At 44.8% G+C, this 14,269-nt stretch carries 12 protein-coding genes; 2 read left to right on the top strand and 10 right to left on the bottom strand.

Annotation, left to right across the window (positions count from 1 at the left end; translation table 11 throughout):
- Positions 1-31: 31 nt before the first annotated feature.
- The 7 genes from HKI82_RS06105 to HKI82_RS06075 form a co-directional block, all read right to left on the bottom strand.
- Positions 32-1,135 carry a phosphoribosylaminoimidazolesuccinocarboxamide synthase gene (locus HKI82_RS06105; RefSeq protein ID WP_171137496.1) on the bottom strand — a complete coding sequence of 368 codons (1,104 nt, stop codon included), beginning with the start codon at positions 1,133-1,135 and terminating at the stop codon, positions 32-34.
- 326 nt (positions 1,136-1,461) lie between these two features.
- Positions 1,462-1,884 carry a hypothetical protein gene (locus tag HKI82_RS06100; RefSeq protein ID WP_240956658.1) on the bottom strand — a complete coding sequence of 141 codons (423 nt, stop codon included), beginning with the start codon at positions 1,882-1,884 and terminating at the stop codon, positions 1,462-1,464.
- A gap of 375 nt (positions 1,885-2,259) precedes the next feature.
- Complete coding sequence (locus tag HKI82_RS06095) at positions 2,260-2,448, bottom strand: hypothetical protein (RefSeq protein ID WP_042488375.1); 189 nt, start codon at positions 2,446-2,448, stop codon at positions 2,260-2,262.
- Between the two features lie 219 nt (positions 2,449-2,667).
- Complete coding sequence (locus HKI82_RS06090) at positions 2,668-3,684, bottom strand: tetratricopeptide repeat protein (protein ID WP_171137495.1); 1,017 nt, start codon at positions 3,682-3,684, stop codon at positions 2,668-2,670.
- Positions 3,685-3,968: 284 nt separating this feature from the next.
- Positions 3,969-4,637, bottom strand: a complete 669-nt coding sequence (locus HKI82_RS06085; RefSeq protein WP_171137494.1) for a YiaD family glycine zipper/OmpA-like lipoprotein — start codon at positions 4,635-4,637, stop codon at positions 3,969-3,971.
- Between the two features lie 118 nt (positions 4,638-4,755).
- A complete protein-coding gene (locus HKI82_RS06080; RefSeq protein WP_042488512.1) occupies positions 4,756-5,439 on the bottom strand; it encodes a DUF2786 domain-containing protein in 684 nt (227 codons plus the stop codon).
- A gap of 120 nt (positions 5,440-5,559) precedes the next feature.
- On the bottom strand, positions 5,560-6,237 hold the full coding sequence (locus HKI82_RS06075) for a DUF3334 family protein (RefSeq protein WP_171137493.1): 678 nt from the start codon (positions 6,235-6,237) through the stop codon (positions 5,560-5,562).
- Positions 6,238-6,494: 257 nt separating this feature from the next.
- On the opposite strand from HKI82_RS06075, the gene ydiJ reads away from it, so the two are divergent.
- Both ydiJ and HKI82_RS06065 read left to right on the top strand, forming a co-directional pair.
- Positions 6,495-9,533 carry a D-2-hydroxyglutarate dehydrogenase YdiJ gene (ydiJ, locus tag HKI82_RS06070; RefSeq protein ID WP_171137492.1) on the top strand — a complete coding sequence of 1,013 codons (3,039 nt, stop codon included), beginning with the start codon at positions 6,495-6,497 and terminating at the stop codon, positions 9,531-9,533.
- A 104-nt stretch (positions 9,534-9,637) separates the two neighbouring features.
- Positions 9,638-10,099, top strand: a complete 462-nt coding sequence (locus HKI82_RS06065; protein WP_102940567.1) for a methyltransferase family protein — start codon at positions 9,638-9,640, stop codon at positions 10,097-10,099.
- 71 nt (positions 10,100-10,170) lie between these two features.
- On the opposite strand, the gene HKI82_RS06060 is transcribed toward HKI82_RS06065, so the two are convergent.
- The 3 genes from HKI82_RS06060 to hutU form a co-directional block, all read right to left on the bottom strand.
- Positions 10,171-10,890, bottom strand: coding sequence for a DUF3581 domain-containing protein (locus HKI82_RS06060; protein WP_171137491.1), 720 nt, complete (start codon positions 10,888-10,890; stop codon positions 10,171-10,173).
- A gap of 128 nt (positions 10,891-11,018) precedes the next feature.
- Complete coding sequence (gene hutH, locus HKI82_RS06055) at positions 11,019-12,554, bottom strand: histidine ammonia-lyase (RefSeq protein ID WP_171137490.1); 1,536 nt, start codon at positions 12,552-12,554, stop codon at positions 11,019-11,021.
- Between the two features lie 11 nt (positions 12,555-12,565).
- A complete protein-coding gene (gene hutU / locus HKI82_RS06050) occupies positions 12,566-14,263 on the bottom strand; it encodes a urocanate hydratase (RefSeq protein WP_102940565.1) in 1,698 nt (565 codons plus the stop codon).
- Positions 14,264-14,269: the final 6 nt, after the last annotated feature.

Here is a 14,269-nt window from a genome sequence, read left to right as displayed (position 1 = left end):
TAGTTAAGCGCCCTTTTTGCTGATCAGAGGATTAATCAATCAGACCATATTGTTCGTCAAGAATCTTGATGATCTCTTGCTTTGGATTGTCACTTAGTTCGATTTTGTGGCCGACAACTTTCTCTGCAATACCCAAGTAAGTGCGTGAAATATCCATTAGCGCTTCTAGTGGTAAAGCATTGTCACGTGCCAGTGCTTCACGCTCAGGCATACGATCTTTGTTAAGAAGGATATCTGGGTCAGGGAAGTAATTTAATAGGAACTGACGGAAGCCTTCTTTCGAGTTTTCAATAATCTTGCCTTGCAAGTACTGCGCTTCATCCCAGATGCGTGAAGAGTCTGGTGTACCCACTTCATCCATGTAGATCAGTTTTTCTGCACCGTTAGCATCGGTAACGTAACCAAATTCAAATTTGGTATCTACGAAAATCTGGCCGATTTCTTTGAGTGCTTGGCTAATCACACTGAAGCCTTCTTTAAGAAGTTTTTCGTACAGTGCAATGTCTTCTGCTTTGCTGAAGTTGAACGCCGCGAAGTTGTCTTCGATATTTTTACGAGTGATGTTCACGTCGTCTGCTTCAGGAACTCCCGGAATGCCTTTAAGGATGCCTTTGGTTGAAGGTGTCATTAGCAGTTCAGGAAGTGCTTTGTCTTTTTCTAAACCTTCAGGAAGTTCAATGCCACAGAACTCACGTTCGCCTTTTGCGTACGCACGCCACATGGAACCTGTGATGTATTGACGACAAATGGCTTCAATCTTAATTGGCTTAGCTTTTTGAACAATCCAAACAAATGGGTGTGGGATATCCAGAATATGGCTATCTGCCAGACCGTTGTCTTTGAAAAGTTTGAACCAGTGATTAGAGATAGCATTCAGTGCCGCGCCTTTGCCCGGAACGCCTGCAATACCGCCTTCAGCATGCCAGATACAATCGAAAGCAGAGATACGGTCGCTGATCACCATAATGGCAAGTGGTGCATCTTCAGCGACATCATAGCCTTTCTCTTTGATAAGGCGACGGCTGTCTTCTTCAGTTAGCCAGTACACAGAGCGAACTTTACCGCTATGAACAGGCTGATGGGTACGAATTGGGAGATCGTCATTGACGGCAAGAACTTGGTCAGCAAGGCTCATGGAGACATTCCTATCTTATTTCAAACGTCATATACCCATCCTACTTATAAACTGGCGCAGTGGCAGAACTAAGAGACTCGGGTATAGAAAGAAGATATCTAAGCACGGTGAGATATCAATTACTGCGCGCATCATACCAGAACTATTTTATGTCGCCATATAAAAAGCAAACGTTTGCTTAAATATCTTTTTGTTCACAGATATGGTGTAAAAATTGAGTCATACAAACATGCACAAAATGAAATGCTAGAGAGTGGGGATGCAAAGCATTCAGAGAAAAGTAGAAAAAGCCCTCTCATCGAGAGGGCAAAAGGCAGTGATAGAGATTAGTGGAATTGTGGTGCTGTAGGTTCTAGGAAAAACACTTCACAACGGTATTCTGCTGCCATTTGTTTGAGTAGTTTTTGGCTAACGATATCAATGTTACCAGAGGCAACTACAGCACTCGCATTACCCGATTGGATAGCTTTCATCACAATGGTGATTTCTGATTGCGATTGCGATGGCTTCATATGAATGATTCTACTGCAATGTATTTGGTGAGCTGCTAGCTCGTGATACTGAGGACGTGGACATTCACCAGTAAACAGGATCCATTGTTTGTGCTCGGAAAGACTTGAAAGGCGAACAAACATATCTGCGGCTGATGGAGCCGAAAATGAATGATGTTTACTCGTTGGATTTCCAAAGCGAGTTACGTTTGATTCAATACCGAATGATTTGTTAACTAGCAATTCACTATTTAGCATAACACTGTCCCTTTATACATGCTGTATGCGTATACAGTAGTATTAAACCAAATACTGATCAAGAAGAAATTTATGTTTTTGTGGGAAATTTGAGCAAAAAGTTATGGTTGGTTTTTTAACCTATTGATAAATAAAATAGTTCTGGTGGAGTAAGTATGTCGGCAGGTCAATAAGTTTTATAGTGGATGTTTCAGGAGGTTTGCCAAACGTACAGGCAATATCGGTGTTAAGTTATTGGTAAGTGTTTCAACGGGGATGGCTTTTGAATTCGAGAAAAACCTTCCCCTCGATGATGTGTTAAATATTGCAGACCAGTCTATGTATCACTCTAAGCACAGATTTCGTCATGCAATTAGAAGTTAGTTATTTATGAACTCACAAGGAGTGAGGCTGTTGTCGCTCCCGCATCGCTTGTTCCGCGATATTGAACTGTCTTACATCCATACGTGCAAAGTCATTGCAGCGTTCACATGAGTGATGGGCTTTACCATCTACATATTCGTGTTTTGTCAGTAGTAAACTTGGTCTTTTGCACCAGTCACACACGCCTTCAATAGTAAACATTTCTTCTCCTTACTGGTAATTAAAAGACTCATCAATCAATCTCTCACTAAGTATGATAGTGAGACGACAAGACTCTTAGCTGTTAGGCGCTAATTTCGCGCGGATTATGCCACAGTAAATTGAATAAAGTTAATGAAATGTTGTCATATTGAGAATGTTATCGATTGCAAAATCTAAGTATTTAAAAGGTCTAGAGATATTTTGACACTCTAGTTGTAACTAATTGTTAACTTTATTTAGGATGGTTTTGAGAGCGCCATTTAAGCGCTTCATCTCTTCGTCGCTACCTTTCATATCTGGATGGTAGATCTTGGATAATTGCTTATAGCGAACCTTAATGGCTTTATCATCAGGTACTTGGCTCGGGTGATAGCCAAATACTGCACAGGCGAGTTGAAACTTCTGATCTTGGTTTGAATTCGCTTGGTTTTTTTGTGACCGCTTTAACTCCTGATAAAGAACTTCAAGTTGTCTTTTTTGTTTCTTAATAACAGCTATATTGTCAGCTAGCTTTTGCTCTAGCTGTTGTTGCTCTGTTAACTGATCTAACGCATTGGTCTCTTTCTTGTGCCTTTTTTGGCGCTGATAGAGTGAAGCAATAAGCATGAGCAGAGCAATCGAAGCCAGTATCACGACATAGACCCAATTCAGTTTGTCTAAGTCTAAACGGGAAGGAACAGGACTTGTCTCTTGCTGAAAGGTGGCTTCGTTGTCGAGCTGGTCGATCGCTGATACCTGTTTTGCTCTCTGCTGATTGAACTTATCTTCTAGGATTTGAGTGTATGCTTGTTCGGCTTCAGGAAGTGACTCGGCAGCTGTACGGAACCAAATTTCTGCCATCTGCTGTGAAGTAGGAGAGTTTTTCAATGTCTGATACTGCTTGCCTAGCTCAAACTGCGCCTCAGGGTTCCCTTGTGTAGCCAGTTTGGTTAGCCAGTAAATGCCTTCTGTAGTATTTATTTCAATGCCTTGGCCCTGTAAATACATCTTTGCCAGTTGATGCATTGCCTGAGGTTGATTTCTTTCAGAGGATTGTTGAAACCAGTAGAAAGCTTCGCTTATATCTTGAGGAATGCCATCGCCAGATTGGTAGCGAAGGGCTAGTTGATACTGTGCCTCAGCATCTTTGTTGTTGGCTTTACGCAGTAATTCAGCTAGTTGTGGATCTGCGGTTGTATCTGCGTATACGGAGAAAGCCCAGCAGAGAGAAATAAGCCCTATTAGCAATCGATTCAAGATGACCTTCCGTGTTCTACTTCAGAGAATATACTCTTCCTACTTGAAGCTGCAGCTGTGTTGTCTACGTTCGTTCACCCCAATCACATAATTTATCTATGCTCATGGGATTCACTCACTTGTCGCCTACCTGCAACTCCAAGTAGTTTGAGTATAATTCCAGCCTTATAGCTGGGATTCAAACTAAGTCTATCTTAACGCTAGTCGCTGATGAGTTAAACGGAGTTATCTTTTAAAGCCAATCAAACACCGTTTTCTGCTGTATCAGCGTCTTCCTCGGCGGCTTATTTCAACGGTAGAATTTGGATCTCTACACGGCGGTTGCATGAACGACCTTGCGCAGTGCTGTTTGAACAAAGCGGGTAGCGTTCACCATTTCCGCGAGCAATTGCACGACCTGTCGCAACACCTTGTGAGATGAGGAATGAGCGAACAGATTCAGCACGACGCTCAGACAGAATTTGGTTGGTGTTGTCACTGCCAGTACTATCTGTGTGACCATCAATGACAAGGCTTGTATCAGGGTATTCAACAAGAATACGGGCAACACCGCGTAGTGTGTTGTGAATGCTTGAGTCAAGTTGGTAGGAGTTGCTAGAGAAACCAATACCGTTTTCCAGACGAAGAAGCAGTTGGTTTTCGCCCACACGCTCCACTTGTACGCCTGAATTTAAAAGTTCTTTACGAAGCGCGGCTTCTTGCTGGTCAAAGTAGTAACCAACGCCACCACCGACAGCAGCGCCGCCTGCTGCACCAATCAGTGCGTATTTACGACGCTCTTTTGCGTCATCACCTGTCGCTAAACCTGCAGCTGCACCAGCTAGAGCACCGAGCAAAGCACCTTTGGTTGCAGAGTTTGTTTCTGTTTCACCGGTTGTCGCGTTTTGGCGTTGAGTTGCCTGACAGCCAGATAATGCAATTGCCACTGCTAAGGCTAATGTAATTTTTTTCAAGGTATTTACTCCATGTCTTGTTTTTTTGCCGCATGCATCAGACGAAATTCGAAGGAGAAGATCAACTAGGAAAAGTCTGATTTGACGTAGGACTGACGAAAAACTTTCAACGAAAGGTCTACTTCAATAGTTTAGGGGCTTGTGCGCCATTTATCGGGCGATTGACAGAAACTCTGCGACCTTTCTTTAAGCCGACTTCGTAATCCGCAGTCAGGTTTTTCATTGCCTCACGCAACTGTTGCTTGAACGTTTCTCGGTCGACGTTCTTAAATTCTTTATCAATGTAATCGTTGATTTTGTTTGCAGAGTCTTCATCCGGCGAGATGACAGGAAGTTTTTCCAGCGCACCTTCAATCCATCCAGAAACAAAAGAACCGACACGTCTGTTTACTTCAAGCGTCGATGTTCCGCTTCCGGCAAAGCTGTTGCGGAATTGTCCTGTGTGCTCGTTCATTTCTCTGTAAACAATATCAAAAGCAAAAGCGGCGAAGATGGCTCTATCGGCTTCACCGATGAACTCTACGCGTTTTAAACCTTTGTGATTGATTAGCACAGCTTCTACACCAAACTTAGTATTGATACCTCGAATGATGCGTAAAATACCTGAGCTGATAGAGGCGGGTAGCAAGTGGCTCGACTGTGTTTTACCCAGTTTAATGAATTCAATATCATCTTTATCAAGACCATATTTCAGCATTAGACGGTGCGCCATTTTTATCGCATTGGCGGCTTCGTTTACGTTTGCTGAGTTTCCAAGTTCTAAACACTTGGCAATTTTTTTCAGGGCTTTCTTTTTATCAATCGACATTCAAAAACTTTAGGGTCTGTTGACCTATTACCGAGATTAGAAAAGTCCGATATTTTAACGTTTTTGCAGCATTAGGGGAAGGGAAGATGCCACCTTTGTCGGTGGCAACTAATACTATAAGCCCAGTTCGTCCAATAGGTCTGACGCAATGTCATCGTCTTGCTTAGTTTCTTTCTTCGCTGTTAAACCTTTTTGAGCGCTTTCAAGAATCGCGTCTGGACTTTCATCTTCGTCCATCTCGAAGTCTTCAAGCTGGATAAACTCGGTTTTATCCATAGCAAGTTCTAAGTAGAAAATGTTGTTCTTCTCGGTTGAGAAGGTGACACGTCTTACTTGAGGTCTGTCGAGGTTGGTATCAACCGACAAAATAACCTGTTTGTTCAAAGACAACATTTTTGGCTGGTTCTGGGTAATGTTGGTTTGTAACTCTTTGCGGATCTTGTTAGTGAAGTCACCAACTAATTGGTTCATCAGTTCGCCCAGTACGTCACCCACTTCGTCAGAGGTGTGTAGAATAGCGAGCTCTTCTTCGGGCATGCCCATGCTTCGCATATAATTGGTGTAAACCTCAAGGGCAGCTTTGGCGGTAAAGTTGATAACGACTAATCCTGAAAAGCCACCATCAAAAAGAACGAAACAACCAAAATCTGGTTTAAGAGAGGTTTTGTTGATTTTCTGCACCATCGCCGAGTAGCTGATGTTGGAATTGGTGGCGGAAGTTAATACTGAAGAGACGGATTGACACAGTTTTAGCAAGATATCTTCCGTGGTTACGATTTTGTTTTTTCTCATGGTGTATCCGTAAAGGCCAATTGGCCTTGGTAATGCATAACAACTTTTTAGTCCAGCTTTTTGGCAAACGTTTGCACAGCGTAACTTTATGTTTTCAAGCGAAGCGAATTTGAACAGTTAGAAAAATGGATTTGATTCGCTCTGTCAACGAGATTCTGATTTGATCACCTTTTCAAATGTTGTAAAGTGACCGAATTCATATAATTAACCTATAAACCCATAGCTGATTGGATCAGCGAATTACGGGCAGGAAGCAAATGTTACCAAGACTTCACTTTCAATCTGATGTCGATCCGGTTGTATTAACGTTTTTACATGAACTAGAAGCTGCTGGTTTTACTGGCGATATCGAAACTCAATATTCTAGCCGTCTGGCAGTAGCCACTGATAACAGTGTATACCAACAACTCCCACAAGCTGTGATTTTGCCTAAATCCACGGAAGATGTTGCCCTAATCGGTAAGATGAGTGCTAAACCTGAATTTGAAAGAGTGACTTTTTCCCCACGCGGTGGTGGCACGGGTACTAACGGTCAGGCACTGACTAAAGGTATCGTGGTCGATCTTTCTCGTTACATGAATCAGATTCTTGAAATCAATGCAGAAGAAGGCTGGGTTCGTGTTCAAAGCGGTGTGATTAAAGATCAGCTCAATGACGCTGTTCGACCATACGGCTTTTTCTTCTCTCCCGATCTTTCTACCAGTAACCGCGCAACGATAGGCGGTATGGTGAACACTGACGCCTCTGGTCAGGGTTCATTGAAATACGGTAAAACTTCTGATCACGTATTGTCTCTGCAAGCCGTATTCGCGGATGGTTCGATTCTTGAAACTGACATGTCACGCGGCACGCCAGATGAAGGTAATTACGCTTATCAAGCGATGCAGGTGACCGAAGCAGTATGTCGTGACAAGCGTCAGCAGATTGTTGACAAGTTTCCTCCTCTTAACCGTTTTCTCACCGGTTATGACCTGAAAAATGCCATCAACGAAGAAACGGGAGAGTTCAATATCACTCGCGTTCTTTGTGGTGCGGAAGGCTCATTGGCATTCATTACTGAAGCCAAACTTAATCTGACTCGTATTCCTAAAGCACGTACCTTAGTGAACGTGAAATACGACAGCTTTGATTCCGCCTTACGTAATGCGCCTCTTATGGTCGAAGCGGATGCGTTATCTGTTGAAACGGTCGATTCTAAAGTTCTTAACCTTGCCAAAGAAGATATCGTTTGGCACAGCGTCAGTGACCTTATCACGGACGTTCCGGGCAAAGAGATGCAAGGCATCAATATCGTTGAGTTCGCCGATCAGGATGAAGCAACGGTAGATTCTTTAGTGGCAAAGCTAACGGCAAGTCTTGATGAAGCTTTGGCTAATCAGCAAGGTGGCATTATCGGCTACCAAGTGTGCACGGATTTAGCCAGCATCAACCGTATCTACAACATGCGTAAAAAAGCGGTAGGTTTGTTGGGCGCAGCGAAAGGGCGAGCTAAACCGGTACCGTTTACTGAAGATACTTGTGTTCCGCCAGAAAACTTAGCTGACTTTATTGCTGAATTCCGTGAACTATTAGATTCGAAACAACTTGCTTACGGCATGTTTGGTCACGTCGATGCGGGTGTGTTGCACGTTCGCCCAGCTTTAGATCTTTGCGATCCGAAGCAAGAGCTGATGATGCACGAAATCTCTGACGAAGTGGTCAAGCTGGTGGCCAAATATGGCGGTTTGATGTGGGGTGAACACGGCAAAGGCTACCGCTCGGAGTACGGCCCTGCATTCTTTGGTGAAGAGCTGTTTACCGAACTGCGCCGCGTGAAAGAAGCCTTCGACCCGCACAATAAGATGAACCCAGGCAAAATCTGTACGCCGCTCAACACTAATTTTGAATTGGTCAAAGTGTCAGACAGAAAACGTGGCTATTACGATCGTCAAATCGATGTTCAAGTGCGTGACAGCTTTAAACAGGCGATGGAATGTAATGGTAACGGCTTGTGTTTCAATTACGAAACCAGCTCACCTATGTGTCCGTCAATGAAGGTGACCGCGGATCGCCGTCACTCGCCGAAAGGTCGTGCGGGTCTGGTGCGTGAATGGCTGCGTCAGCTTACAGAGCAGGGTATTGATATTCTGGATCTGGAAAATCAAACACTGTCCAAGACGGCCAGCATCAAAACCATGATTGACCGTATTCGTAATCGCATCAACCAACGTCACGAATATGACTTCTCGCACGAAGTCTATGAAGCGATGAACGGCTGTTTGGCGTGTAAAGCGTGTGCAAGCCAGTGTCCAATCAAAGTTGATGTTCCTAGTTTCCGTTCACGTTTCTTAAATATCTATCACTCACGTTACCAGCGTCCGGTGAAAGACTATTTGGTGGCAAATATCGAAACTATGCTACCGCTGATGGGTAAAGCGCCGAAACTGGTCAATGGTGTGTTGGAACAAAAATGGGTTCAAAGCCTAACCGCAAAAACGGTTGGCTATGTTGATGCTCCGTTACTGACTGTTCCTACGCTTGCACAGCGTACTCGTCGTCACCCAGTGGCTACTTTTGATATGCAGTATTTGGCTGGCATCTCTAAAGATGAGCGTGAGCAACATGTCATCATCGTTCAAGACCCATTCACCAGTTATTACGATGCCGAAGTGGTAGAAGATTTCATCGCATTAGCCATTAAGCTGGGTAAGAAGCCAGTGTTGTTACCGTTCAAGCCGAACGGTAAAGCACAGCACATCAAAGGTTTCCTGAAGCAGTTTAAAGCAACGGCAGAAAGTACAGCGGCTTTCCTAGAGAAGGTGGCGGATCTTGAAATTCCTATGGTTGGCGTTGATCCGGCGTTGGTGCTTTGCTATCGCGATGAATACGCAGAAGTGCTTGGCGACAAGCGTGGCGATTTCTCTGTGTTAACGGTTCATGAATGGATGAAACCGCGTCTGTCTGAGTTTGCTACTACAGACAGCACCAACGGCGAAGCGTGGTATTTGCTTGCTCACTGTACCGAAAAAACCAAGTTACCGAACGCTGAAAAAGAGTGGGGCGAAATTTTCGCTCACTTTGGCGGACTGTTAAAAACAGTACCCGTTGGTTGTTGTGGTATGGCGGGTACGTTTGGTCATGAGCTTGATAAGCTGCAAATGTCGAAAGATATTTACGGGTTAAGCTGGAAACCAAGTTTAGAAAAACTGCCAAAAGAACGCTGCTTGATCACGGGCTACTCTTGCCGAAGTCAGGTGAAACGTTTTGAGCACATTAAGCCTAAACATCCGTTACAGGCGTTATTAGAGTTAATCTAGTCCTGAATATGAATAATTAAGCCCGACATTGTCGGGCTTAATTTTATCTATCATTATTAGACGATTAAGTTTATCAATTGAATGTGTGCTAATGGAGAAAACCAATGCATCGACTGGAACTCAAAATTCCGCCAGTAGCCGTGTTTGTGATTGCTATGGTACTGATTAATCGCTTTGCCCATATCTTCACGTTTGCTCATATTCCATTGCCTTATGTCGGCGTAGTCTGGAGCATCTGCTTTGTTCTTTCGGGTTTTATTGGCATTGCTGGTATCTATGAGTTTCGTAAAGCGAAAACAACGGTAAACCCTACAAAACCCCATCAAGCCACGAGCATAGTAGAAAGCGGTATCTTTCACTATTCACGCAATCCCATGTATTTAGGGTTGCTGCTGCTGTTGATTGGTTTCGCTTACTGGCAAGAGAATGGTTTGAGTTTGCTTACCTGTGTTGGGTTCGTTTGGTATATGAATCGCTTTCAGATAGAGCCAGAGGAGCGTACCTTAACGCAGATTTTTGGTCAGCCTTATGTTGACTATAAAACCCGTGTCCGACGCTGGATATAAAGCCAATCTGCTTGTGAGATAAATAAAAAGCCCCACTCAATGGAGTAGGGCTCAGTTATTCTTAAGAACGATTAAGCTGCAAGCTGAGCTAAAAAGGTCTCTTTGCGTTCGTTAAAGCGATTCACTAGATCGTCAATTTCACTTTGTTCGTAAGGTTTCAGACCACTTGCAACCATACGTTTCACGCCACGACCGACAACCACGCCTTCTTCTTTGAATGCGAAAGTCATTGTCACTACGCCGCGCTTACCATCCACATCGAAAGTCGCGCCAGTGTATTCCACTTCTGGGTGTGTCAGGTCTAGACGATCAAATTCTACTTCCATGCTTTCATAGATAACTAACGGACGTTGAGGGTTAATCATCATCTGTTGTTCTTCCATCAAAGGCACCATGATATGAGGGAAGTTCATACCAGAGAACTGAACGTAATTAGTAACAACGTGTTCAATGAATGCTGGATTGTGGCTAACTTCACCTTCTCGGCTCATGTGCAGATATTCTTTACCTGCTTCATCAACCACGGCGCTCTCTTTTTCGCACTTGTTTTCAATGTGCAGAGCAATACCGTCGTTCACCATGCCAGAAAACTTAAAGCGCATCTTTTTGCTGATGCCTTCTTTTTGAAGCAACACTGCGAATAGGAGATCACCCGGTACACAGAAGCGTTTGCTGTCTTCATCGTGAATAGGGTTGTAGTCACCCGCCACTTTTTTCGCGAAATGGCTAGCTTGTTCGCGAGTGAATTGGAATTGTTTATCTTGGCTTGAGAAGTATGGTGTTAGAAACATAATTTACGCTATTTCACAAAAACTGCGTGGATTATAACTGCTAAAGTTTTTTTAATGGTCCAATCAGTCAAATTAGGTGCAGAACAGTTAAAAAAAGAGCCCCGAAGGGCTCTAGTTACCGGTTTAGATTATTGAAGACTTGGTAAAATATTTGCTGGCATCAGGTGGTTGTGAACCGCCAGTTCAAGCAACGTATTCGCTTGTTCAATATCTGGTGAGAAGTAACGGTCTTTATCATAGAACGGTACTTTATCGCGCAGGATTTGCTTCGCTTCTTCAACGCGAGCTGAAGATTTATTCGGTGCGCGGAAATCCAAACCTTGAGCAGACGATAAGTATTCAACCGCCAAGATACCGCGAGTGTTTTCACTCATGTCACGGAGACGGCGACCAGCAAAGGTAGCCATAGATACGTGGTCTTCTTGGTTTGCCGATGTTGGCAGGCTGTCTACTGATGCTGGGTGAGCCAGTGTTTTGTTTTCACTTGCAAGCGCTGCTGCAGTAACCTGCGCAATCATAAAGCCTGAGTTTACACCGCCGTTATCAACTAGGAACGGTGGCAGTTTGCTTAGTGCGCTGTCGATAAGCAGAGCCATACGACGCTCTGACAAGCTACCAATTTCAGCGATAGCAAGCGCTAGGTTGTCTGCTGCCATTGCTACAGGCTCTGCGTGGAAGTTACCACCAGAGATGATGTCGCCATCTTCTGCAAATACCAGTGGGTTGTCTGAAACAGAGTTTGCTTCCGTTTGCAGAATCTCAGCTGCATTGCGAATTTGCTGTAGACACGCACCCATCACCTGAGGCTGGCAACGCAGTGAATACGGGTCCTGAACTTTTTCACATGAAGTATGTGACTGACCAATTTCACTGGTGTCATCTAATAGGTGACGATATGCCGCTGCTGCGTCAATTTGACCTTGGTGACCACGTACTTCGTGGATGCGGTAATCAAACGGACGACGGCTGCCTAGGGCTGCTTCAACCGACATCGCACCACATACGGTCGCAGAGGCAAACAAATCTTCCGCCATAAACAAGCCTTCTAGCGCAAATGCTGTAGAAGCTTGAGTGCCGTTTAGCAGAGCAAGACCTTCTTTTGGTGCAAGCGTGATTGGAGAAAGACCAGCAAGTTTCAGAGCTTCTAAGCCCGAGATGATCTCGCCATTGTGACGCGCTTGACCTTCGCCTAGAAGAACTGTGCTCATATGAGCCAGAGGCGCTAGGTCACCAGATGCACCGACAGACCCTTTTTTAGGAACACATGGGTAAACTTGGTGGTTAACCAGTGCCATCAGTGCTTCTAGAACTTCTAAACGAATACCTGAATAACCACGCGCTAGACTGTTGATCTTTAGAACCATCATCAGACGAACGGTTTCGTCTGACATGAATTTACCAATACCTGCCGCGTGCGACAGTACAATACTTCTCTGCAGAGTTTCTAAATCTTCTGGGGCAATTTTGGTGTTGGCGAGCAAACCAAAACCTGTGTTGATGCCGTAAACAGTGCGACCTTCGGCAATCACTTGCTCAACCACTTTAGTGCTGCGCTCGATAGCTGGAATAGCTTCTGGATCAAGAGAAAGAATCACAGGTGAACGGCTAACGTTACGCAGTTGGTTTAGCGTCAGAGTACCCGGTTTAATGACTAAATTTAACATTTATGATGTCCTTACTTCAGTTTAGCCAGCTCTTCATTGAGCATTGGTAGGTCAAGTTTTTGCTCTTTTGCACAGCGTTTTGCGATTTCGTAACCAGCATCCGCGTGACGCATTACACCCGTTGCTGGGTCGTTGTGAAGAACGCGAGCGATACGCTCAGAAGCATCTTGAGTGCCGTCACAACAAATCACCATACCAGAATGTTGAGAGAAGCCCATGCCTACGCCACCACCGTGGTGCAGAGAAACCCAAGTTGCGCCGCCTGCCGTGTTAAGCAGTGCGTTCAGTAATGGCCAGTCAGACACAGCATCTGAACCATCCATCATACCTTCGGTTTCACGGTTAGGGCTTGCTACTGAGCCTGAGTCTAGATGGTCACGACCAATGACGATAGGGGCTTTAAGTTCGCCATTCTTAACCATCTCGTTAAATGCCTGACCTAGACGCTCACGATCTTTCAGGCCAACCCAACAGATACGTGCTGGTAGACCTTGGAAGCTGATGCGCTCACGAGCCATATCCAGCCAGTTGTGTAGGTGAGGGTTATCTGGGATCAGCTCTTTAACTTTCTGGTCTGTTTTGTAGATATCTTCTGGGTCACCAGACAGCGCTGCCCAACGGAATGGACCAATACCTTCACAGAACAGTGGACGGATATAAGCTGGAACAAAACCCGGGAAGTCGAATGCGTTTTCTACGCCTTCTTCCAACGCCATTTGACGGATGTTGTTACCGTAATCCAGAGTGGCAGCGCCGCGAGCTTGTAGCTCAAGCATTGCACGTACTTGTACCGCCATTGATGCTTTTGCTGCTTTCACTACTTTTGCTTCGTCGCTGTTACGCATTTCAGCAGCGTATTCCATGCTCCAACCTTGTGGTAGGTAGCCGTTTAGTGGATCGTGAGCAGACGTTTGGTCTGTTACTACGTCTGGAGTGATGTTGCGATCAACAAGCTCTTGGAAAATATCGGCAGCGTTACCTAGTAGACCTACAGATACTGGCTCATCAGATTCGTTGATGATAGCGAGAGCTTCATCTAGGCTTGTTGCTTTCTTATCAACATAACGAGTACGTAGACGGTAATCGATACGTGATTCATCACATTCAACAGCGATCATAGAGAAGCCTGCCATTGTTGCAGCTAGAGGTTGAGCGCCACCCATGCCACCAAGACCGCCAGTCAGAACCCAACGACCTTTTGCTTCGCCGTTGAAGTGCTTCTTAGCAACCGCAACGAAAGTCTCGTAAGTACCTTGAACGATGCCTTGTGAACCGATGTAGATCCAAGAACCCGCAGTCATTTGTCCGTACATCATCAAGCCTTCTTTATCTAGCTTATTGAAGTGCTCCCAGTTTGCCCAGTGAGGAACAAGGTTTGAGTTTGCAATCAGTACGCGAGGGGCATTTTTGTGTGTAGGGAACACACCCACAGGTTTACCTGATTGAACAACCAGAGTTTGGTCTTCTTCTAGACGCTCTAGAACTTCAACGATTTTGTCGTAACATTCCCAGTTACGCGCAGCGCGACCGATACCACCATAAACCACAAGTGCATGTGGGTGTTCGGCTACATCAGGGTCTAAGTTGTTCATCAACATACGAAGCGGTGCTTCTGTTAACCAAGATTTTGCACGAAGTGTAGTTCCGTGTGGTGCACGAATAGTGCGGCTAGTATCAAGACGTGAACCTTGGTTTTGGTGCTGCGTCATGTGAGA

It is taken from the genome of Vibrio plantisponsor (genome assembly GCF_013041605.1).
GTDB lineage: Bacteria > Pseudomonadota > Gammaproteobacteria > Enterobacterales > Vibrionaceae > Vibrio > Vibrio plantisponsor.
Note: the sequence above shows the minus strand (reverse complement) of the source record. Positions and strands in the feature narration are given on the sequence as shown.